Annotated in this window: 18 protein-coding genes and 1 rRNA gene; 6 read left to right on the top strand and 13 right to left on the bottom strand. The window is 73.4% G+C overall.

Annotated elements, in window-relative coordinates; genetic code table 11:
- The first annotated feature begins 148 nt into the window (after positions 1-148).
- Both istA and istB read left to right on the top strand, forming a co-directional pair.
- Positions 149-1,624: an IS21 family transposase gene (gene istA, locus AC060L_RS36605; protein WP_483799923.1), complete on the top strand. Its 1,476-nt coding sequence runs from the start codon at positions 149-151 to the stop codon at positions 1,622-1,624.
- A gap of 60 nt (positions 1,625-1,684) precedes the next feature.
- Positions 1,685-2,458 carry an IS21-like element helper ATPase IstB gene (gene istB, locus AC060L_RS36600; protein WP_483799922.1) on the top strand — a complete coding sequence of 258 codons (774 nt, stop codon included), beginning with the start codon at positions 1,685-1,687 and terminating at the stop codon, positions 2,456-2,458.
- A gap of 951 nt (positions 2,459-3,409) precedes the next feature.
- Here istB and AC060L_RS36595 read toward each other — a convergent pair.
- A complete protein-coding gene (locus AC060L_RS36595) occupies positions 3,410-4,162 on the bottom strand; it encodes an acyltransferase (protein WP_483803316.1) in 753 nt (250 codons plus the stop codon).
- 107 nt (positions 4,163-4,269) lie between these two features.
- The gene (locus AC060L_RS36590) at positions 4,270-5,058 is read right to left on the bottom strand and encodes an enoyl-CoA hydratase family protein (RefSeq protein WP_483803315.1); all 789 of its coding nucleotides are present in this window, start codon (positions 5,056-5,058) and stop codon (positions 4,270-4,272) included.
- A 175-nt stretch (positions 5,059-5,233) separates the two neighbouring features.
- Here AC060L_RS36590 and AC060L_RS36585 point away from each other — a divergent pair, with 175 nt between their 5' ends.
- On the top strand, positions 5,234-6,058 hold the full coding sequence (locus AC060L_RS36585; RefSeq protein WP_483803314.1) for an ATP-grasp domain-containing protein: 825 nt from the start codon (positions 5,234-5,236) through the stop codon (positions 6,056-6,058).
- Between the two features lie 46 nt (positions 6,059-6,104).
- On the opposite strand, the gene AC060L_RS36580 is transcribed toward AC060L_RS36585, so the two are convergent.
- The 3 genes from AC060L_RS36580 to AC060L_RS36570 form a co-directional block, all read right to left on the bottom strand.
- Positions 6,105-6,776, bottom strand: coding sequence for a response regulator (locus tag AC060L_RS36580; RefSeq protein WP_483803313.1), 672 nt, complete (start codon positions 6,774-6,776; stop codon positions 6,105-6,107).
- A complete protein-coding gene (locus AC060L_RS36575; RefSeq protein WP_483803312.1) occupies positions 6,773-7,984 on the bottom strand; it encodes a sensor histidine kinase in 1,212 nt (403 codons plus the stop codon). Before AC060L_RS36575 ends, AC060L_RS36580 begins: the two co-directional genes overlap by 4 nt.
- A 154-nt stretch (positions 7,985-8,138) precedes the next feature.
- Positions 8,139-9,389 carry a geranylgeranyl reductase family protein gene (locus AC060L_RS36570; RefSeq protein ID WP_483803317.1) on the bottom strand — a complete coding sequence of 417 codons (1,251 nt, stop codon included), beginning with the start codon at positions 9,387-9,389 and terminating at the stop codon, positions 8,139-8,141.
- Positions 9,390-9,635: 246 nt separating this feature from the next.
- Between AC060L_RS36570 and AC060L_RS36565 the strand changes: the two genes are divergently transcribed.
- Positions 9,636-11,003: a M20/M25/M40 family metallo-hydrolase gene (locus tag AC060L_RS36565; protein WP_483803311.1), complete on the top strand. Its 1,368-nt coding sequence runs from the start codon at positions 9,636-9,638 to the stop codon at positions 11,001-11,003.
- Between the two features lie 63 nt (positions 11,004-11,066).
- Here AC060L_RS36565 and AC060L_RS36560 read toward each other — a convergent pair whose 3' ends face one another.
- The 3 genes from AC060L_RS36560 to AC060L_RS36550 form a co-directional block, all read right to left on the bottom strand.
- Positions 11,067-11,999, bottom strand: a complete 933-nt coding sequence (locus AC060L_RS36560; protein ID WP_483803310.1) for a DUF4184 family protein — start codon at positions 11,997-11,999, stop codon at positions 11,067-11,069.
- Between the two features lie 63 nt (positions 12,000-12,062).
- Complete coding sequence (locus tag AC060L_RS36555) at positions 12,063-13,127, bottom strand: NUDIX hydrolase (protein WP_483803309.1); 1,065 nt, start codon at positions 13,125-13,127, stop codon at positions 12,063-12,065.
- Between the two features lie 229 nt (positions 13,128-13,356).
- Positions 13,357-14,337, bottom strand: a complete 981-nt coding sequence (locus AC060L_RS36550; RefSeq protein ID WP_483803308.1) for an ROK family protein — start codon at positions 14,335-14,337, stop codon at positions 13,357-13,359.
- 247 nt (positions 14,338-14,584) lie between these two features.
- Between AC060L_RS36550 and AC060L_RS36545 the strand changes: the two genes are divergently transcribed.
- Positions 14,585-15,148, top strand: coding sequence for an FHA domain-containing protein (locus tag AC060L_RS36545; RefSeq protein WP_483803307.1), 564 nt, complete (start codon positions 14,585-14,587; stop codon positions 15,146-15,148).
- 24 nt (positions 15,149-15,172) lie between these two features.
- Here AC060L_RS36545 and AC060L_RS36540 read toward each other — a convergent pair whose 3' ends face one another.
- From AC060L_RS36540 to AC060L_RS36530, 3 genes are all read right to left on the bottom strand, one after another.
- The gene (locus tag AC060L_RS36540; RefSeq protein WP_483803306.1) at positions 15,173-16,639 is read right to left on the bottom strand and encodes an acyl-CoA synthetase; all 1,467 of its coding nucleotides are present in this window, start codon (positions 16,637-16,639) and stop codon (positions 15,173-15,175) included.
- 109 nt (positions 16,640-16,748) lie between these two features.
- The gene (locus tag AC060L_RS36535) at positions 16,749-17,711 is read right to left on the bottom strand and encodes an electron transfer flavoprotein subunit alpha/FixB family protein (RefSeq protein ID WP_483803305.1); all 963 of its coding nucleotides are present in this window, start codon (positions 17,709-17,711) and stop codon (positions 16,749-16,751) included.
- Positions 17,712-17,752: 41 nt separating this feature from the next.
- A complete protein-coding gene (locus AC060L_RS36530) occupies positions 17,753-18,538 on the bottom strand; it encodes an electron transfer flavoprotein subunit beta/FixA family protein (protein WP_483803304.1) in 786 nt (261 codons plus the stop codon).
- Positions 18,539-19,126: 588 nt separating this feature from the next.
- Here AC060L_RS36530 and AC060L_RS36525 point away from each other — a divergent pair.
- Complete coding sequence (locus tag AC060L_RS36525) at positions 19,127-19,900, top strand: lysophospholipid acyltransferase family protein (RefSeq protein ID WP_483803303.1); 774 nt, start codon at positions 19,127-19,129, stop codon at positions 19,898-19,900.
- A 111-nt stretch (positions 19,901-20,011) separates the two neighbouring features.
- Here the strand turns inward: AC060L_RS36525 and AC060L_RS36520 are convergent, their stop codons facing one another.
- Both AC060L_RS36520 and rrf read right to left on the bottom strand, forming a co-directional pair.
- Positions 20,012-20,650: an HIT family protein gene (locus tag AC060L_RS36520; protein WP_483803302.1), complete on the bottom strand. Its 639-nt coding sequence runs from the start codon at positions 20,648-20,650 to the stop codon at positions 20,012-20,014.
- Positions 20,651-20,719: 69 nt separating this feature from the next.
- Positions 20,720-20,836 (bottom strand): 5S ribosomal RNA (gene rrf, locus AC060L_RS36515).
- Positions 20,837-20,951 lie beyond the last annotated feature (115 nt).

Here is a 20,951-nt window from a genome sequence, read left to right as displayed (position 1 = left end):
CCGGAATTCCAGGTGGATGGCCGTCTGACCTGTGGTGTTCCTGATCGCTTCCTTATCGAAGGAGACCCCTCCGTCCGGTTTGCTGGTGTTTGCGAAGCATCAGCGAACCGGTCGGAGAGGTCCTGTGACGAAGTCTGACAGAGAGATCATGGAAATCCTTGAGGCGTACGACCTGACCGGGACGGTCTGGTCGGCGGCGAGCTTGGCGGGGCACGACCCGAAGACGGTCAAGCGGTATGTCGAGGCCCGCGACGGCGGGCGCAATCCTTATGAGCGAGAGCCGCGGCCGAAGATGATCGACGCGTTCCTGGAGAAGGTCGAGGAGTGGGTCGAGCAGTCGAAGGCGACGATCCGCGCCGATGTGGTCCACGAGAAGCTCGTGAAGATGGGCTACCGGGGAAGTGCGCGCTCGACGAGGCGGGCGGTGAACGCGGCGAAGACCGCGTGGAAGACGGGCAAGCGCCGGACGTACCGACCCTGGATTCCCGAGCCGGGCCGGTGGCTGCAGTTCGACTGGGGCGAGGGGCCGCGGATCGGCGGCCGGCGGACCTGGCTGTTCTGCGCGTGGCTGTCCTGGTCGCGGTTCCGGGTCGTGATCCCGGTCTGGGACTGCACGTTGGGCACGCTGGTGGCCTGCCTGGACACCGCGTTGCGGCGGATTGGCGGGGCGCCGACGTATGTACTGACGGACAACGCGAAGACGGTCACCGTCGAGCACATCGCCGGGATCCCGGTACGTCATCCACAGATGGTCGCCGCGGGTCGGCATTACGGCTGCCAGGTGGTCAGTTGCGTGCCCTACGACCCCGAGTCGAAGGGCGGCGCGGAGGCCACGGTCCGTATCGCGAAGGCCGACCTGGTGCCCACGGATGCGAACCTGTTGCCCGCCTACGACTCCTTCGCCGAGCTCACCGATGCCTGCCGCACCTGGTGCGAGCAGGTGAACTCCCGTCGTCACCGGGCGACCGGGCAGATACCCGCGAGCCGCCTGGACGTGGAGCGCACCACCCTGCACGTCCTGCCCATCGAGCCGCTCGCGCTCGCGCTGGGCGAGGAGAGGCTGGTCGGCTCGGACCGCACGATCAGCTTCAACTCGGTGCGCTACTCGACCCCGCCGGGCTATACCGGCGCGAGGGTGTGGTGCCGGGTCGTCGGCGAGGAACTCTCCATCACCGCCCGCACCGAATCCGGGGACCTGTCGGAGATCTGGCGCCACCAGCTGTCCACCCCGGGTGTTCCGCAGATCATCGACGCGCACTATCCCGACCACCCGGACGGCCGCAGCGTTCACCAGCCGCGGCTGCGGCCGCGCTCGGAGGCGGAGATCGCGTTCGTGGGCATCGGGCCCGGGGCCGGGCGCTGGCTCAAGGAGGCCGGACCCGCCGGCGCGATCCGCATCCGCGCCAAGATGGCCCGCGCGGTCGAGCTGGCCACTGTCCTGGGCAACGACAAAGTCGACCAGGCCCTCGGTCTGGCGGCCACGGCCGGGCGCTTCGCCGACGACGACCTGCTCTCGATCCTGGGACACATCGCGGACAGCAAGCCCGCCGGCGAGGTCGTGCGCGCGGACGAGGCCCACTCCGTCCAGAACGGAACCATCGGCTGGCAGGCCCTGGGCCGCTGAGCCAACACGCCGCCCACCACAGCATTCTGACTGCACGTCACCCAAGAGAACGGCACCCCCATGAGCTTTCCCAGCCCGCCCGCCATCCCCGAGGAACTCGACAAACTCATGCGCCGCATGCGCCTGCCCTACATGCGCAAAGCGGCCCCGGACGTCCTGGCCACCGCCCGAGCCCAGCGTTGGGACCCCGCCGAGGTCCTGCGGCTGCTGATAGCCGAGGAGGTCACCGGCCGCGACGCGGCCACCCGGCGCCTTCGCCGCCACTCGGCGAACTTCCCCACCGGCAAAACCCTGGGCTCCTGGCGGGCCGAGGACTCCACCATCCCCGAACCCACCCAGAACTCCCTGATCACCCTGGAGTGGATCGGCCGCGCCGAGAATTTGGTGATCGCCGGCCCGTCGGGGACGGGCAAGAGCCACTTCACCGAGGGCCTGGCCCAGGCCGCGATCGAGAAGGACCTGCGGGTGTCCTGGTTCACCCTGGAGACGCTGAGCGCCGCGATCGGGAAGTCGAAGGTCGACGGGTCCACCGCCCGGACCGTCGCCCGGATCTGCCGCGCGGACCTCATCGTCATCGACGACATCGGCCTGCTGCCGGTCGGCGAGGACGCCGCCGAGGCGTTCTACCGGATCATCGACGCTGCCTACGAACGCCGGTCCATCGCGGTGACCAGCAACATTCACCCCTCAGGCTTCGACACGATCATGCCCAAGACTCTCGCCGGCGCCAGCACCGACCGCCTCATGCACCACGCTCACCTCGTGACCACCACTGGCGACTCACACCGCCTCGCCGAGGCCCTCGCCGGGAAGGGAGTGGTCCCCTTGAACTGACCCCCACCCCAGGAACACCACTGGCCACCCACCTGGGCATCTGATGGCCACCAGCCTGGACACCCAACGGCCACCCACCTGGGCATCTCAATGGCCGTTGACACCTGGGCGATTCGGGCGTGCGTCGTGGAGGCACCCCCGGCCGAAGGCTGGGCGTGGGGGCACCTCCCGGCCGAAGGCTGGGGGGCGGGGGCACCTCCCGGCCGAAGGCTGGGCGTGAGGGTACCTCCCGGCCGAAGGCTGGGGGCGGATGCCCGGCATCGTAGGCCCGGCAAGGCCCGCCGGACAGGCCCTAGGCGAGGGGCCGTCGGCGTCTGGGGAGCCTCCTGACCGAGCGGCACCACCCGCACCTGCGGCAGACCCGAAAAAATCGAGGCGGGAGCGCAGGTAGGAGCGGGGGCGGGAGCGCCACGGCAGCACGCCATGTCTACCGGCCGCTTGAGGTCCTGTGCTCAGCCCCCTGGAAGTCGGCCGGCCTGACTTCTCGCACTAGCACATACCGCGCCGGGATATCGAGCATGCTGCTGCGCGAGTTCTGCCCCGGGTGCAGTTGCCGGCGGGGCGAGCGCGGCACGAGAGGAACGCTGGTGCTTCGACCGGGAAGATCCGCCGGAGCGCCGGCTACTCGTCCTCGGACGCCGCAGCCAGGTGACGACGGCAGAAGTCGGCCCGCCTGACTTCTCCCGCGAGCACACCGCGCCCGCGCCTGCCGCACTGGCCACCACGCCGGGGGATCGAGCATGCTCCTGCGCGCGTTCTGCCCCGGGTGCAGGTTGCCGGCGGGGCGAGCGCGGCACGAGAGGAACGCTGGTGCTTCGACCGGGAAGGTCCGCCGGAACGCCGGCTACTCGTCCTCGGACGCCGCAGCCAGGTGACGACGGCAGAAGTCGGCTGACCTGAGGTGTGACGTGTGGAGCGCGGTGGTGTGGGCCGCATCTCGGCAGCTGCCGGCTACTCCCCCGTCGGGGGTCGCAGGTCCCAGCCGACCAGGGCGCGGAGGTCTTCGGCGGTGATGCCGTCGGGGAGGGGGCGGGGCGGGTCGTGGCGGAAGGGGGGCTGCCAGCCGTCGGCTTCGGTGAAGGTGCGGACGGGGCGGGCCGGGGCGCCGGCGACGACGGTGTGGTCGGGGACCTCGCCGCGGACCACCGAGCCGGCGGCGACGACCACGTTGCGGCCGAGCCGGGCGCCGGGGAGGATCACGGCGCCGGTGCCGATCCAGCTGCCGGAGCCGATCTCGACCGGTTCGTTGCGCGGCCACTGCTTGCCTATCGGCAGGGTGGTGTCGCGGTATTCGTGGGCCTGGTCGCTGATGTAGACGTTGGGGCCGGTCCAGACGTCGTCGCCGAGCACGATCGACTGGTGGCCGACCAGGTGGCTGCCGCGGCCGATCACGCAGCCGCCGCCGATCGTGATCACCGGGTCCGGGCCGAGGTCGAGACCGGGCAGGAAGCCGGCGGACATGGTGACCCGCTCGCCGATGATGCAGAACGGGCCGATCGCGATCGACTGCTCGTTGAAGACGGTGCCGAGCGGGAACGCGAGCTTGCTGCCGTCGCCGAGGGTGTGGAACCGGTACGGACCCGGCTGCTGGTTGGAGACCGCACCCGTCTCCTGCACCCAGCGCCACCCGTGGTGCACCGCCCGGCCGACGGCGCGACGGGCCCGGGACCGGACGGCGGAGAGCAGGGTGGCGGTGATCGACATGCGGACACCGTAGCCGCCCGGCCGGCCCGCAGACCGGCCGGGGGACGAAGCTCACACGGTCGCCGGCCCTGCCACCAGGTCGGCGATCGGGCCGGCGATCGGGCCGGCTACTGGCCTTGCGCCTCGGCGACCCAGGGCGCCGGGCGGCGCTCCAGGAACGCGCGCATGCCCGCCTGCGCGTCCGGGGAGCCGAAGAGCCGGGCGGACTGCTCGACCCGGGCGTCCGCGTCCTGCTCGAAGGAGCGCACCACGTCCGCGTTGACCAGCTGCTTCGACTCGGCCAGGCCCTGCGGCGAGGCCAGACGCAGCGCGTCCAGCAGCGCGGCCAGCTCGGCGTCGGCCGCCGCCTCGTCGGCGGCGGCGATGGTCACCAGGCCGATCCGGGCCGCCTCGGCGGCGTCGAAGGTCTCGCCGGTCAGGTAGTAGCGGGCGGCCGCGCGCGGCTCCAGCTTGGGGCGCAGCGGCAGCGAGATGACGGCGGGCGCCAGCCCGAGCCGGACCTCGGTGAACGCGAAGGTCGAGGCCGGCCCGGCGATCGCCAGGTCGGCCGAACCGAGCAGGCCGAGGCCGCCGGCCCGGACGTGCCCGTTGACGAACGCGATCACCGGCTTGGGGCACTCCACGATCGCGCGCTGGATGTCCACCAGGCCGCGCGGGCCGACGGTCGGGTCCGCGCCGGTCGCCTCCGACAGGTCGGCGCCCGCGCAGAACACCTTGCCGGTGTGGCCGAGCACCACGGCCCGCACCGCCGGGTCCTTGGCGGCCTGCGCCAGACCCTGCTCCAGCTCGGCCATCAGGCGGCTGGAGAGTGCGTTGCGGTTGTGCGGGGAGTCGAGTTCGAGCGTGGTCACGCTCTGGGCCGTGCTGACGCGGACGAGGGGTGCTGCGCTGGTCATCGCGGTGCGACCTGCTTTCCGATATCCGATATGAGGGTGGGTCGGACGGGCAGGGAAGACTCTGGCACGCGCACCCGGCATAGGGCCAGGGGCCCCGGCGGATCGGCCCGGAGAACGGCCGGAGCGGCGGAAAACCGCTGGTCGCAACGGTCGGGCGGCGGCCAGAATGCCCGACATGACCAGTTCCCCGCGCTTGCTGCTGCTCGCGCCCCGGATCAACGAGACCGGCCTCGCCCTGCTGACCTGTGCCCGCCGCCGGGGCCTGCTCGCCCACACGGCGACCGGCTGGTCGGTGCCCGACGAGCTGCGCGGGCGCGGGCCGACGCACGTCTACGGCGGCCCGCTCTTCGCCGACGCGGTCGGCCGCGAGCTCGGGCTTGCCGCGCTCGACGCCCCGGCGGACTGGCTGACCCGGCTGCCCGAGGAGCTGACCCGGCGCCGGGTCCGGTGCGTCACGCTCGCCGAGGCGCGCGAGCTGCGACGGCCGGCCTTCCTCAAACCACCGGTGGACAAGCTGTTCGCGGCGCGGATCTACCCGGACGGCAGCGGCCTGCCGGGCCCGGACGCACTGCCGGACGACACGCTCGTCCTGGTCAGCGAGGTGGTGACGTTCCGCCGCGAGTACCGGCTCTTCGTGCTGGACGGCGAGGTGCGCACCGCCTCGCGCTACGCGGTGGACGGCGAGTTGGACGTCGCGCCGATCGAGCAGGACCCGCAGGCCGCGCAGGTGCTCGGCTTCGCGGGCGAGGTGCTGCGGGCGACGGCGGACGGGCTGCCGAGCGCCGTGGTGGTGGACGTCGGCCTGATCGGTGACCCCGGCGCAGGCCCGGGCGGCGGCCGGTGGGCCGTGGTGGAGGCCAACCCCGCCTGGGCGAGCGGCGGCTACGCCTGCGACCCGGATGCGGTGCTGGACACGGTGCTGCGGGCCGCGGGGCCTGCGGCGGAGCTGGCGGCTGCCGATCTGCCGTACTGCCGCGACCTGCCGGCCGTACTGCGCTGAGTGGCCGGAAGCGGTCTGGGGCGGTCTGGGTGGTCTGGGGCCTGGTTCAGCCCAGCCAGCCGGGTCGGACCAGGCCGCTCTCGTAGGCGAGCACCACCAGCTGGGCCCGATCGCGCGCGCCGAGCTTGCCCATCGCACGGCTGACATGGGTCTTCGCGGTCAGCGGGCTGACGATCAGCCGGCGGGCGATCTCGTCGTTGGACAGGCCCATGCCGACCAGTGTGAGCACCTCGCGCTCGCGTTCGGTCAGCTGCTCCAGGGAGGGGCCGCCAGCCGCGGCCGGGGGTTTGGAGCGGGCGGCGAACTCGCCGATCAACCGGCGGGTCACCCCTGGCGAGAGCAGCGCGTCCCCCGCCGCGGCGACCCGCACCGAGCGGACCAGCTCGGCCGGCTCGGTGTCCTTGACCAGGAAGCCGGCCGCGCCGCCGCGCAGCGCCTCGAAGACGTACTCGTCCAGCTCGAAGGTGGTCAGCACGACCACCCTGACATCCGCCAGGCCGGGCTGGGCACAGATCCGGCGGGTCGCCTCCAGGCCGTCCAGCACGGGCATCCGGATGTCCATCAGCACCACGTCCGGCCGCAGTTCGCCGGCCAGGCGCAGCGCGGCGGCGCCGTCGTCCGCCTCGCCGACCACCTCGATGTCGGGCTGCGCGTCGAGCAGCGCTCTGAAGCCGGCCCGGACCAGGACCTGATCGTCCGCCAGCAGGACCTTGATCACCGCTTCTCCTCTCCTGCCGCCCCTGCCGCCGTGGTCGGCAGCCAGGCCTGCACGCGGAAGCCCGTGCCGTGCGGGCCGGCGGCGAGCGTGCCGCCGAGCGCGGCCGCCCGCTCCCGCATGCCGGTCAGACCGGCGCCGGAGCCCTGCAGCTCACCGGCGGCCGCGACCGGCCCCGGATCGTCCACCTGGACGGTCAGCCCGTCGGAGACCGACCAGTCGAACAGCACCTCGGCCTGCCGGGCGGCCGAGTGGCGGATGATGTTGGTCAGCGCCTCCTGCACGATCCGAAAGGCCGCCAGGCCGACGCCGGCGGGCAGCCGGCGCGGCTCGCCGACGGTGCGCAGCTCGATCGCCAGGCCCGCGTGCGCCGCCTGCTCGGTCAGCTCCGCGATCCGCTCCAGACCGGGGGCGGGACGGCGCGGGGCGGCCGCGCCCGGACCGCGCAGCGTGCCGAGCACCTGGCGGACCTCGCCGAGCGCCTCCTTGCTCGCCGCCTTGATCGTCACCAGCGCGGACCGGGCCTGCTCGGGCTGCTCGTCGATCAGCTCCAGCGCCACCCCCGCCTGCACATGGATCAGCGAGATGCTGTGCGCGAGGATGTCGTGCAGCTCGCGGGCCGTCCGCAGCCGTTCCTCGTCGGCTCTTCGGGCGGCGGCGGCCGCCGCGGCCGCCCGGCGCGCGGCGATCTGCTCGCTCCGGAACCGCAGCAGCTCGGCAACCGTGGCCAGCAGCAGCGTCAGCGCGCCCAGCCCCAGCTCGGGCCACCAGCCACCGCTCCCCCGGCCGCCGCGCAGCCAGTCGGCGGGCACCGCGAAGCTGAGCAGCAGATGGCCGAGATAGAGCGCACCGAGGCTCAGCCAGGCGGCCCTGCGGTGGCCGCGCTGGACCGCGCCGCAGTACGCGACCGCGAAGCTGAGGAAGACCGGGCCGTAGGGGTACCCCGCCACCAGGTAGCCCAGCGTCACCGCAGCCGTGCCGGCCAGCACCGGCACCGGAAAACGGCGGCGCCACACCAGCAGCACCGGGCCGGCCAGCAGCAGCGCGAACCCCAGCGGGTCGAGCGGGACGCTCGACCCCGCCTGGTGGCGGCCCGCCACGATGCTGCCGCCCAGCTGGGCGGCAGCCACCCAGACCGAGGAGGCGAGCGGCCGGCAGGCCTGCCTCGCTCGGTCCCAGGGCGGCCGACCCGGCCGGTCGTGAGTGCTCATGGCCGAAGGCTAGGCGACCGGACCGGGCCCGGACATCTGGCTGCGGATGTGATCACCCGTACTCCCCAGGTAGTACGCGTGACCGCCCGGCGTCTGCCTACGGACAGAGCGTGAATGCCGTCGGACGGCAACCGGCGACCACCGGGCGCGGCGCTCAGCGCGCCGCGAGCGCCGCGAGCCGGCGGGCGGCCCGGTACTGGCGCAGGATCTGCGCGAACGTGATGTGCCCCTGGGTGGTCCGGGCGAACGCCCGCCAGGCCGGGTTGATCAGGCAGACCGCCAGGTGGAACAGGTGCGGCCGCCGCTCGAAGGCCTCCAGCATCACCTTGCCCGCGCGCATCTCCACGCCCAGCCCGGCCTTCACCGCGAACGCGTAGTTGAGCGCCTGCCGGCGCACGTCCGTCGGCGTACCCGCATCGGCGACGTGCACGGCCCACTCGCCGGCCAGCCGCCCCGAGCGCAGCGCGTACGAGATGCCCTCGCGGGTCCACGGCTCCAGCAGACCGGCCGCGTCGCCGGCCACCAGCACCCGGCCGCGGGAGAGCGGCGAGTCCTCGGCCCGGCAGCGGGTCAGGTGGCCGGACTCGATGGCCGGTGCGAAGCCGGCCAGGCCGAGCCGGCTGATGTAGTCGGCGAGGTAGCGCTTGGTCTGCTCGCCGTCGCCACGGGCCGAGATCACCCCGACGGTCAGCGTGCCGGCCTCGGTCTTCGGGAAGACCCAGCCGTAACTGCCGGGCAGCGGCCCCCAGTCCAGGTGGATCCTGCCTGCCCAGGCCCGCAGCACCTGTTCCGGCACGGGGATCTCGGCCTCCAGGCCGAGGTCGATCTGATCGAAGGTCACCCCGACGTACCGCCCGATCCGGCTGGCGCTGCCGTCGGCGCCGACCACGGCGCGGGCCTGCAGCGAGCGCCCGTCGGCGAGGGTCAGGGCGACCGTGCTCCGGTCCGTCCCGCCGCGCGGCTCGACGCCGGTGACCGTCACCCCGCAGACCAGCACCGCGCCGGCCTGCTGCGCGGCCTCGACCAGGCGCAGGTCGAACTCGCTGCGGTTGACGGTGCCGAAGAGCATCTGCTTCGAGCGCCGGGTGCGGGTGTACCGCCCGTTCAGCGCGAACGTGACGGAGTGCACCCGGTCCTGGAACGGGATCTTGAAGTCCGCCGGCAGCGAGTCCCGGGACGGTCCGATGATCCCACCGCCGCAGGTCTTGTAACGGGGGTGCTCGGCCTTGTCGAGCAGCAGCACCCGCCCACCCCGCTCGGCGGCGGCATGCGCGGCCGAGGCACCCGCCGGGCCCGCTCCGACCACCACGACGTCCCAGATCCCGGCCAGCGGGTCGGCTTCGGCCGCAGCCTCGGCCGCAGCTCCGGCCGGGTCCGTGCCCGCGGACGCGGCATCGGGCGACACGGCTTCGGCCGGCACGGTCGCGGCGGGTTCGGCGCCGGCGGCCGGGGCGGGACCCGCCGGAGCGGGAGTCTGGGCAGGGTCGTGGGGGGGGTTACCGGAGTCTGTCACGTCGAGTAATCCTATGGGGCACAACACGACGGCTGACGTCCCGCCACCACCGGAGCCCACCCGGCGCGGCGCAGGTGGGCGCCTATGCTCGTCGGACAGATGATCGCCCTGCCCGTCGCCCCGCTACCGGAGAGCCCCATGACTTCGCCCGACCTCGCCACCGCCGTCCGCGCGCTGATGCCCCGTGCCCAGCAGGAACTGACCACCCTGGTGGCCTTCCCCTCGATGGCGGACCCGTTCTTCGAGAAGGAGCAGGAGTGCCGGGCGGCGGCCCAGTGGGTGGCCGACGCGCTGACCGCCGAAGGCCTGACGGAGGTCCGGCTGATCGACACGCCCGACGGCACCGCCTCCGTCTACGGCGAGCTGACCGGCGTGCCGGGCGCCCCGACCGTGCTGCTCTACTCGCACTACGACGTGCAGCCGCCGCTCGACGAGAACGCCTGGACCAGCGACCCGTTCACCCTGACCGAGCGCGACGGCCGCTGGTACGGGCGCGGCGCGGCGGACTGCAAGGGCAACATCCTGATGCACCTGACCGCGATCCGGGCACTGCGTCAGATCGGGGACGGCACTCTGCCGGTGAACCTCAAGGTCATCGTCGAGGGCTCCGAGGAGGTCGGCACCGGCGGCATGGAGCAGTACGCGGTCGCCCACCCGGAGCTGCTGACCGCCGACGCGATCGTCATCGGCGACGTCGGCAACTTCGCGGCCGGCCTGCCGACCGCGACCGCGAGCCTGCGCGGCATCACCGAGGTCAAGGTCGAGGTCCGCACGCTGGCCGGCAACCTGCACTCGGGCGCGTTCGGCGGCGCCGCCCCGGACGCGCTCGCCGCGCTGATCCGGATGCTCGGCTCGCTCTACGACGAGCACGGCAACACCACCGTCAACGGCCTGCCGACCGGCCAGAGCTGGCCCGGCGTCAAGTACCCCGAGGACCGGTTCCGCTCCGACGCCCGGGTGGAGCCGGGCGTCGAGCTGATCGGCACCGGCGACATCGCCGACCGGCTCTGGGCCCGGCCGGCCGTCACGGTGATCGGCATCGACGTGCCGTCGGTGGAGAAGGCCACCTCCTCGGTGCAGGCCCGCGCCGCCGCCCGGGTCAGCCTGCGGGTGCCGCCGGGCATGGACGTCGCGATGGCGCAGGACGCGCTGAAGAAGCACCTGGCGGCGGCCGCGCCGTGGCAGGCGGAGGTCGTCTTCACCGACCTGGGCAGCGGCTCGCCGTTCCAGGCCGAGACCTCCGGCCCGGCGTACGAGGCGCTGGGCGCCGCGATGCACGAGGCGTTCGGGACCGAGCTGGTGGTCGCGGGCGAGGGCGGCTCGATCCCGCTCTGCAACACGCTGCACACGCTCTACCCGAAGGCGGAGATCGTGCTGATCGGCGTGGAGGAGCCGACCTGCCAGATCCACGCGGTGAACGAGAGCGTGGACCCGGTGGAGCTGGAGAAGATGGCGCTCTCGGAGGCGCTGTTCCTGCAGGGGTACGCGCGCGGCTGGCGGGGCTGAGACCAGCTCTGACCCTGACCCGGCGCTGACTCGGTCCTGACCCGGCGCCGGGTCAGGACCGGGTCAGGGCCGGGTGGTGGTGAGCGGCCACGGGATCCGGGGTGCGCGGGCGGGGAGCAGCGCGTCGGCCAGCGCGAGCGCTGCGGCCCCGGCCGCAGCGCCGGCGCCCGCCCCGAAGCAGAAGTCCGAGATCGGGTCGTGCCGACCGCCCGGCCCGCGAACGGCACGGGCGTGGACGAGCCGGTGCGCGGCGCCGATCGCGGCGGCCAGCCCGACCACGGTACGGCGCACGGTCCGGCGGCCGGGGCGGCCGTAGTCCGGGACCGGACCGGGATCGACGGCCGGCGGCGACTCGGCCGCCGGCGCGGGGAGTTCGCGCAGCTCGCGGGCCATGTGCGCGGCGAGCCAGGCGAGGGCGACGGCGGAGGTGCCGTACTGCGCGACCACGTAGAGCGGCACACCGGCCGGGCGGCGGTTCAGCACCGGGAGCAGCCGCACGCCGGCCCGGCCCTGGTGGGTGAACGCGTCCCACACCACGTGGCTGCCCGCCCCGAGCGCGGCGGAGAGCGCGAACGCCACGAGCGTGGGCGCGGGCGTGGGCGCGAGCACGGGGGCAGGCGCGGGCGCAGGCGCGAGGCCAGGGGCAGGCGCCGGTACCGGCCGGATCGCGTGGGCAGGCGTGCTGCGGCGGGCCGTGGCCGCCAGGGCCGCGTGCTCCCAGGGATCGGGCAGCAGGCCGAGCAGCGGCCGGCGGAGCAGCGTGTGCCAGCCGGCGAGCATCAGGCCCGCCACGGCGACGTCCACGGTCGGGACCGCCCACCAACGGTGCGTCAGCGCGCCGTGCCGGAACACCCCCGGCAGCCAGGACTCCGCGAAGAACGGCAGGTCGGGCGCCATCGAACCGGCCACCAGCGCCGAGGCGACCAGCGGACCACGCGCCCGCAGGCCGCGCAGCAGCGGCAGCACGGCCGCGGGGTGGCTGAACGTGAACGGCATGCGCCCATCCTGCCGCAGCGCCCTCGGGCCCGCCTGCCACACGGCCAGGATCGGTGAGCGGCATCAGCTGCGGGTGCTGCTGCCGGTGCCGCGTGCGGCCGGCAGGCCGGCTTCCAGGTAGCGCGGCTCGCCGAGGTCCCGGGCCTCCAGGGCGCCGGCCAGGCGGCGGTGCCGGCCCGGGGTGAGCAGGTGCTCGGACTCGGCGAGCGTGACGAACCGCCAGTCGCGCAGCTCGTCCGGCGGCAGGCGCAGCGCGGCGCGCTGCGCCTGGGTGAGGCGGCCGCCGTCGTAGAGCAGGCGCAGGCCGCCGCGGCGCGGACCGGTGCGCGGCTCCCAGTCGACGGCCAGCAGGCGCAGCGCCTGCGGCTCCAGGACCAGACCGAGCTCCTCCGCGGCCTCCCGGACGGCGGCGGCGGTCGGCGACTCGCCGCACTCCACCACGCCACCCGGGAACTCCCAGGCGGGTTTGTACACCGGATCGACGAGCAGCACCCGGTCCTGCTCGTCGAAGAGCAGCACGGCGGCCGCCATGGTGTCCGCCGTGCTGTCCGCGTCGCGCACGATCGGGCAGTGCGCGGCGCCCTCCTTGACCAGTGCGGCGAGCGTCTCCGCGACCTGGCGCGGGGTCAGCCCGGTGGTGTCGACGAGGTGTGCGTCGCGGTGCAGCCACGGCTGCGCGGCGCGGTACGCCGGGAGGTGGTCGAGCCGCCACTGCCGGCGTTTGCCCACCCCCGGGTCGTCCGGGGTCCCCTCGTCGGCCGTGATTCTTGCGCGCAGGATCGTTTCCTCAGCGTGCAGCACGAAGTGGTGGACGCTGAGGCCGCGGGCCGCGAGCGCACCGAAGATCTCGTCCCGGTACTCCTCGCGCAGCAACGTCATCGGCACCACCAGCGGGCCCGGCGGCACCTCGGCCAGCAGCGCGGCGGCCACCTCGGGCACCAGCCGTCGCCAGGCGGGCAGGTCCTGGAAGTCGGCGACCCCGGCCAGCCGGGCCGGCGGCAGCAGTCGGCGCAGCGCGGCGCCGACCTCCTCCGGATCGTAGAGAGTGCTTCCCGGCAGCAGTTCGACCAGCTCACGGCACGCGCTGGTCTTGCCCGCGCCGAACGTCCCGTTGACCCAGACGATCACGACTTCCCCTGACCTCGCGCGGCCCCGGCGCCGGTCGCGCCGGGCGGCACCGACGGCCGGCGCGAACGGCGGCCGGTCAGCCCGGTCCGCCGAGACGCGCCGAGCGGCCCGGCACCACCGGAGGTGGTACCCGCGCGGCCCGACTTCTCATTCATGAGAAGCCGGGCCGCTGTCGGTTCCCAGCCGTTGGCGCGGGAGTGGGAGTTCAGCGGACCTGCCGGTCGGGGTGTTACTTCTCGGTGGCCCAGAGCGCTGCCGCCGCGGCTCCGACCAGACCGGCGTCGGTGGCGAGTTCGGCGCGGCAGACACGCAGGCCACGGACGTAGGAGAGGGTGGCGTACTCGGCCAGCCGGGCCCGCAGCGGGCCGAGCAGCAGCTCGCCGGACTGTGCGACACCACCGCCGACCACCACCACGTCGAGCTCGACCAGCGTCGCGGTGGCCGCGATCCCGGCGGCCAGGGCCTGCCCGGCGCGCGCGAAGGCGGCGAGCGCCCTCGGGTCGCCCTCGCGCGCCGAGCGGGCGACCGCGACCGCCGTCGCACCGCCGGAGATGTCCACCGGTTCATCGCCACCCGGGCGCCAGCCCGCCGCGAGGGCGTTGCGGGCGATCGCGGTGCCGCTGGCCAGCTGCTCCAGGCAGCCACGGCTGCCGCACGGGCAGGGGTCGCCGTCCAGGTCCACGCTGATGTGGCCGATGTGGCCGGCGTTGCCGGTGGGGCCGGGGTAGAGCGCACCGCCGAGCACCAGGCCGCCGCCGACGCCGGTGGAGACGACCATGCAGAGCGCGTTGCGGTAACCACGGGCGGCGCCGCGCCAGTGCTCGGCGGCGGTCATCGCGACGCCGTCCCCGGTGAGCACGACCGGCAGGCCGCCACCGGTCAGCACGCCGAGCTCGGCGACCAGCGGGAAGTCACGCCAGCCCGCGATGTTGACCGGGCTGACGGTGCCCCGGACGGTGTCCACCGGACCCGCGCTGCCGACGCCGACCAGCCGCACCCGGGCCCAGTCCGGACGCCCCATCAGTTCGGCGACCACCTCGGCCAGTACGCCGAGCACCGCCTCACCGGACTCCTTCGCCCTGGTCGGCCGCTCGGTGCGGTGGTGCAGCACGCCGTCCTCGGCGCCGACCAGCGCTCCGGCGATCTTCGTCCCACCGATGTCGATCGCCGCCACCAGCGCCTGACCGGCCAAGCCCCGATCAGTACTCATCCGCCGCCCTCTTCTCCCGAAGCACCCAGCCAGGGCGCCCAACCCGAGCGCCCTGCCTGCCCGTACGCGCCCCACGCGCGCGTCCGCACGCCCAGCGGCCGACCCTATCCCGTGCGCCGTAGGCGCACCGGGGCACCGGACACCGGGGCACCGCCGAAGCGCCACGGGAGCAGCGCCGAACGAGCACAGCGCACGCCAGGACGTTCACGCTGGACACCGTGCCACAGCGCGACCGAGAATCGCTGCCATGACCGCTCCCGAACCGCGCACCAACGCGGCGCCCGCCGGCCTGACGGCCCGCCCGTCCGAGGAGGAGCGCGAGCAGGCACTGGGAGTGCTGCGGGACGGCGCGGGCAGCGGCCGGCTCTCGCACGACACCTTCATCCGCCGGATGGAGCTGGTGCTCACCGCCCGCAGCCAGGCCGAACTGGACGCCGTGCTGGCCGACTTGCCGGCCGATGGACCGCTCGGGCGGCTGCTGCTGCGCTCGGTGGGCCGGCTGTCGGCGTTCACCGTGCGGCTGCGCGGCGCCTGGCGGACCGAGCAGCTGCCCGGCCTCACCCTCCCGCAGCAGGGCATCGAGGCACTGCGGATCGGCCGCGCGCCCGGCTGCGACCTGCGGCTGACCGACAGCTCGGTCTCCCGCAGCCACGCCGAGCTGCGACGGGCCCCGAACGGCTGGGTGCTCTACGACCTCGGCTCCACCAACGGCACCCACGTCAACGGCTACCGGGTCACCAGCGGCTTCCCGGTCCGTCCGGGCGACCAGGTGGCGTTCGGCAGCGTGGCGTTCCGGCTCGCGACCGGCTGAACCACGCGTGACGAGCGCGCGCGATCAGCCCTCCAGCAGGCGCTTCTTCAGCACCTTCCCCATCGCGTTGCGCGGCAGTTCCTCGACCAGCACCACCCGGCGCGGCCGTTTGTGCACCGAGAGCCGCTCGGCGACGAACGCCGTCAGCTGGTCACCCGTCACCGGACCGGCGGGGATCACGAAGGCGACCACCAGCTGCCCGAGGTCCGGGTCTGGCACCCCGACCACCGCGGCGTCCTCGACCGCCGGGTGGTCGCGCAGCGCGGCCTCCACCTCGCCGGCGCCGATCCGGAAGCCGCCGCTCTTGATCAGGTCCACCGAGGCCCGGCCGACGATCCGGTGGAAGCCGTCGGGCCCGATCACGGCCACGTCGCCGGTGCGGAACCAGCCGTCGGCGGTGCGCACCTCGGCGTCGGCGTCCGGGCGGCCCAGGTAGCCGTCACCGAGCATCGGCCCGGTCACCTGGAGCTCGCCGACGCTCTCGCCGTCGTGCGGGACGGGCGTGCGGCCGTCCTCGCCGACCAGCCGGGTGCGTACGCCGTCCAGCGGCAGGCCGACGCTGCCGGGGCGGCGCTCGCCGTCGAACCGCGTGCTGAGCGTGATCAGCGTCTCGGTCATGCCGTAGCGCTCGATCGGGCGGTGGCCGGTCAGCTCGGCGAGCCGCTCGAAGACCGGCACCGGCAGCGGCGCGCTGCCGGAGACCAGCAGCCGGGCGCCGGTCAGCGCGCGGGCGGCCGGCTGCTCGGCGGCGATCCGGGACCAGACGGTCGGCACCCCGAAGTACAGGCTTCCACCGGCAGCGGCGTAGCCGGCCGGCGTCGGGCGGCCGGTGTGCACCAGCTTGCTGCCGTGCCGCAGCGAGCCGAGCACGCCGAGCACCAGGCCGTGCACGTGGAACAGCGGCAGGCCGTGCACCACGGTGTCCTCGGCGGTCCAGTCCCAGGCGGCGGCCAGCGCGTCCAGCCCGGCCGCGACGGCCCGGTGGGAGATCACCACGCCCTTCGGCGCGCCGGTGGTGCCGGAGGTGTAGAGCACCAGGGCGGCCTGCTCGGGCCCCGGTTCGGGCAGCCGGACGGCCGAGGCGGCCCCGAGCCCGGCCGATCCCGACGCCGACAGCAGCCGGGCCGCGTCGAGCGGGAGCAGCTCGATGCCGCTCGCTGCCGGACCCGTCTCACCGCTCGCCCCCGCCTCCCCCGCTGGCACGGCGAACAGGTCGGCGCCGGAGTCGCCGAGGATGTGCGCCCGCTCCACCGGCCCGGCGTCCGGCGGCACCGGGACCACCGGGACGCCCGCGAGCAGCCCGGCGACCGTGGCCAGCACGGTCTCCGCGGTCGGCCGGGCGAGCACCGCCAGCGCCTTGGCGCCGGTCAGCCGCGCGGCCAGCACGCTCGCCCCGCCGAGCAGTCGTTCCCGGGAGAACTCCCGGCCGTCGATCCGCAGCGCGTCGGCGCAGTCGCCGTACCCGCCCTGAAGTGCCGTCAACAGGTCCACGCCGGTACTGTACGGGCCCCGGAGACGCCACAGGGCGTGATCCCCACCACGGGGGATCACGCCCTGTCGGAGCCGGTACGGCTCAGCCCTTGCGGGTCAGCCTTGCGGGTCAGCCCTTGCGCGCCTTGACCTCGGCGGTCAGCTGCGGCAGCACGTCGAACAGGTCGCCGACCACGCCGTAGTCCACGAGCTCGAAGATCGGCGCCTCGGAGTCCTTGTTGATGGCGACGATGGTCTTCGAGGTCTGCATGCCGGCCCGGTGCTGGATCGCGCCGGAGATGCCCGCCGCGACGTACAGCTGCGGGGAGACCTGCTTGCCGGTCTGGCCGACCTGGTTGCTGTGCGGGTACCAGCCGGCGTCCACTGCGGCGCGCGAGGCACCGACGGCCGCGCCGAGCGCGTCCGCGAGCTCCTCGACGACGCCGAAGCCCTCGGCGGCACCGACGCCGCGGCCGCCGGAGACCACGATCGCGGCCTCGGTCAGCTCGGGGCGGCCGGAGGAGACCCGCGGGGTGCGCGAGGTGACCTTGGCGGCGTTGCCGGTGAACTCGACGGTGACGTTCTCCACGGCGCCGGCGGCCGGGGCGGCCTCCGGAGCGGCGGCGTTCGGCTTGACGGTGATGACCGGCGCGCCGTGGGTGATCTTCGACTTCACCTGGAAGGAGGCGGCGAAGACCGACTGGGTGGCGATCGGGCCGTCGGCGCCGGCCTCCAGGTCAACGGCGTCGGTGATGATGCCGGAGCCCAGGCGCAGCGCGACGCGGGCCGCGATCTCCTTGCCCTCGCCGGAGGAGGTGACCAGGACGGCCGCGGCACCGGAGGCCTTGGCGATCTGGGTCAGCGCGTCCACCTTCGGGACGACGAGGTAGTCGGCGAACTCGGCGGCGTCGGCCACGTAGACCTTCGCGGCACCGAACTCGGCGGCCTTGGCGGCGATGTCGCCGGCGGCGGCACCGGCGCCGAGCACGACGGCCGAGGGCTCGCCGACGCGGCGGGCCAGGGTCAGCAGCTCAAGGGCCGGCTTGCGGACAGCGCCGTCGGCGTGGTCCACGAGAACCAGGATTTCAGCCATGATTCGTTACTCCTGCTGGAACGTAGATGCCGGACGGCGGGTCAGATGAACTTCTGGTCGGCGAGGTAGCCGGCGAGCTGCTTGCCGCCCTCGCCCTCGTCCTTGACGATCGTGCCCGCGGTGCGGGCCGGGCGCTCGGTGATGGTCTCGACGGCGGTCCAGGCACCGGCCAGGCCGACCTCGTCCGCGTCGATGCCCAGGTCGTCCAGGTCCAGCTCGGCGACCGGCTTCTTCTTCGCGGCCATGATGCCCTTGAAGGACGGGTAGCGGGCCTCGCCCGACTGGTCGGTGACCGAGACGACGGCCGGCAGCGCGGCCTCGAGCAGCTCGGTGGCCGAGTCGCCGTCGCGGCGGCCCTTGACCACACCGCCCTCGACCGAGACCTCGGAGAGCAGCGTGACCTGCGGCAGGCCCAGGCGCTCGGCGAGCAGCGCGGGCAGCACGCCCATGGTGCCGTCGGTCGAGGCCATGCCGCAGACGACCAGGTCGTAACCGGTCTGCTCCAGCGCCTTGGCGATGATCGCGGAGGTGGCGATCACGTCCGAGCCGTGAATGTCGTCGTCGTTGACGTGGACGCCCTTGTCGGCACCCATCGAGAGGGCCTTCTTCAGCGCGTCGCGCGCGTCGTCGCCACCGACGGTCAGCACGGTCACCTCGGCGTCGCCCGACGCCTCGGCGATCTTCAGCGCCTGCTCGACGCCATACTCGTCAAGCTCCGACAGGAGGCCGTCCACGGCGTCCCGGTCGGTGGTGGTGTCGTCCGCGAAGCGACGGTCACCGGTCGCGTCGGGCACGTACTTCACACAGACAACGATCCTCAAGCTCACGGCCTGTCTCCTGTACTGGTCTCGTCCGGCGGCTGCGGCGGTGCAACGGACGGGTGCGCGTGTCGCGTCACCCGCTACGGGCAGCTCATGCACACTGCCCGACCGGCGCTTCCGGCAGCATACTCGGCAGCATCCCGCTCTGGTTACTCGTCAGTAGATAAATACTGGTCGCCCACATCTTGCCGCAATAACCGGGCGCTCTACCGCCTGATCATTGTGACGAAGCTCTCGACTCGGCAAGACCGGCAACCCACCACGAATTGCCCGGTCAGCGGCCACCCGCGATCCTGTCAGAGAAGGCGCTCCCGAGGGGACGCGACAGGGCGATCACCGCCACACTGCCACCGCACACTGACATCGCGTAACACCTCAGGGAAGTTCCCGGGGCGCAGTTGGGTCTGATGTGATGACAATCTCCCCGTCGCCAGGCACGCCCAGGTGACAGAAGGGCCGTCTTCGAGGGACCATCAGTCCCAGAATCACCCGTGTCAGCTGCGGCGTGCCGCGGCCCCACCCGGCCCGGTCGGCGCCGACCGTCGCGGGTGCGGAGCACCGGGCCAGGGCCCGATGGAAGAAGTAGGGCTGACCGTGGCAGAGTTCGTGTACCCGCCGGTGATCCGGACCGCTCTGGCCGCGTTCCGCGCGATCGACGTGCGGATCAACATCGTCGGCGCGGAGCACATCCCGGCCACCGGCGGCGCGGTGCTGGTGAGCAATCACATCAGCTACCTCGACTTCCTCTTCGCCGGCCTCGGTGCCTACCGCGGCGGCAAGCGCAAGACCCGCTTCATGGCCAAGGACGACGTCTTCAAGCACCGGATCTCCGGCCCGCTGATGCGCGGCATGAAGCACATCCCGGTCGACCGGACCGACGGCCAGCCGGCGTACGAGGCGGCCGTCCAGGCACTGCGCGACGGCGAGGTGGTCGGCGTCTTCCCGGAGGCGACCATCAGCCGCTCCTTCATGCTGAAGAAGTTCAAGACCGGCGCGGCCCGGATGGCGGCCGACTCCGGCACCCCGCTGCTCCCGGTGGTCCTCTGGGGCACCCAGCAGCTGTGGACCAAGGGCCGGCCGAAGACGCTGACCAAGCGGCACGTCCCGGTCACCATCATGATCGGCGAGCCGATCCGGCTCGCCGAGAACGACAAGCCGGTGATGGTGACCCGGCGGCTGCGGGCCGCGATGAGCGAGATGCTCGACCGCGCGCAGCGCGAGTACCCCGGCAAGCCGAGCGGCCCCGAGGACCGCTGGTGGCTGCCCGCGCAGCTGGGCGGCACCGCGCCGACCCTGGAGGTCGCCGAGGCCGAGGACGAGCAGGAGGCGGCCGCCAAGGCCGCCCGGCGGGCCGCCAAGGCCGGCTGAGCGACGGCCGGGTCCGGATAGGCACCCGAGAAGGCCCTGACAGTCCGCCAGTGGGACGGACCGTCAGGGCCTTCTCCGGTTCTCCGGGCACGGCAGCGGCTGGACGGGCCGTCAGGCGTTCGGGACTGCCGGGGCGTTCAGGGCTGCCGGGGCGTTCAGGGCGACGCTGATCAGGCGGTTGGTCTCGGCCCACTCCTCGGGGGCGACCTTCGGCAGCACGTCGTCCCAGATCGGCAGGCAGGAGCCGCGCATCTGCACCATGCCGGCCGGGCGGGCGATGAGCCAGATGTGCAGGTGGGCGCCGCCGTCGCCCCACCGGTTCACGTGCACCCGGGCGATCCCGCCGAGCGACATGATCGCGCGTTCGACGCGCTGGATCAGCACACCCATCTCGGCCGCCCGCTCGACGGGCAGGTCCAGCAGGTCGTAGTGCTCGCGCGGGAGCAGCATGACGGCGGCCGGCAGCCCGGCCGGCTCGGCGAGTGCCGTCACCTTCCAGTGCTCGTCATGCCAGAGCACGTCGGGGTCGTCGATGTCCTTGCTGCAGGTGAAGCACTCGTCCGGGCCGGCCTCGCCGTTGCGCGGCGGCTCCGGGAGGACGGGCTGATCGAGCACCTTGACCTGGAGGTCGCCGTCGTACGGAAAGTTCTCCCAGCCCGCGATCCCGTTCTCGGGCAGCGGTATCCGCTCCCCGATCGGCAGGCTCCGGACGTACGGACTCGGCTCGTGTGAAACCCCGTTGATCGTCATGCCGCGGATTCTGCCAGAAACGCGAAGAAGCCCCCAGCCATTTAGGCTGGGGGCTTCTTCGGAATGATTGTTCGGCGGCGTCCTACTCTCCCACAGGGTCCCCCCTGCAGTACCATCGGCGCTGTAAGGCTTAGCTTCCGGGTTCGGAATGTAACCGGGCGTTTCCCTCACGCTATGACCACCGAAACACTATGAAACTGTCAACCGCACCGTCCCACCCTGTGGCCCAGGGAAAAACGGGGTCGTTGTTTCAGAACAACACAGTGGACGCGAGCAACTGAGGACAAGCCCTCGGCCTATT

This window comes from Kitasatospora sp. NEAU-69, assembly GCF_057158765.1.
This window is presented reverse-complemented; position numbering and strand designations above follow the sequence as displayed.

Bases quoted from the DNA above. Each gene is read 5' to 3' on its own strand.
- istA (WP_483799923.1), top strand. From the start codon at position 149: ATGGAAATCCTTGAGGCGTACGACCTGACCGGGACGGTCTGGTCGGCG.
- istB (WP_483799922.1), top strand. From the start codon at position 1,685: ATGAGCTTTCCCAGCCCGCCCGCCATCCCCGAGGAACTCGACAAACTC.
- AC060L_RS36595 (WP_483803316.1), bottom strand. From the start codon at position 4,162: ATGTCGATCACCGCCACCCTGCTCTCCGCCGTCCGGTCCCGGGCCCGT.
- AC060L_RS36590 (WP_483803315.1), bottom strand. From the start codon at position 5,058: ATGACCAGCGCAGCACCCCTCGTCCGCGTCAGCACGGCCCAGAGCGTG.
- AC060L_RS36585 (WP_483803314.1), top strand. From the start codon at position 5,234: ATGACCAGTTCCCCGCGCTTGCTGCTGCTCGCGCCCCGGATCAACGAG.
- AC060L_RS36575 (WP_483803312.1), bottom strand. From the start codon at position 7,984: ATGAGCACTCACGACCGGCCGGGTCGGCCGCCCTGGGACCGAGCGAGG.
- AC060L_RS36565 (WP_483803311.1), top strand. From the start codon at position 9,636: ATGACTTCGCCCGACCTCGCCACCGCCGTCCGCGCGCTGATGCCCCGT.
- AC060L_RS36560 (WP_483803310.1), bottom strand. From the start codon at position 11,999: ATGCCGTTCACGTTCAGCCACCCCGCGGCCGTGCTGCCGCTGCTGCGC.
- AC060L_RS36550 (WP_483803308.1), bottom strand. From the start codon at position 14,337: ATGAGTACTGATCGGGGCTTGGCCGGTCAGGCGCTGGTGGCGGCGATC.
- AC060L_RS36545 (WP_483803307.1), top strand. From the start codon at position 14,585: ATGACCGCTCCCGAACCGCGCACCAACGCGGCGCCCGCCGGCCTGACG.
- AC060L_RS36535 (WP_483803305.1), bottom strand. From the start codon at position 17,711: ATGGCTGAAATCCTGGTTCTCGTGGACCACGCCGACGGCGCTGTCCGC.
- AC060L_RS36520 (WP_483803302.1), bottom strand. From the start codon at position 20,650: ATGACGATCAACGGGGTTTCACACGAGCCGAGTCCGTACGTCCGGAGC.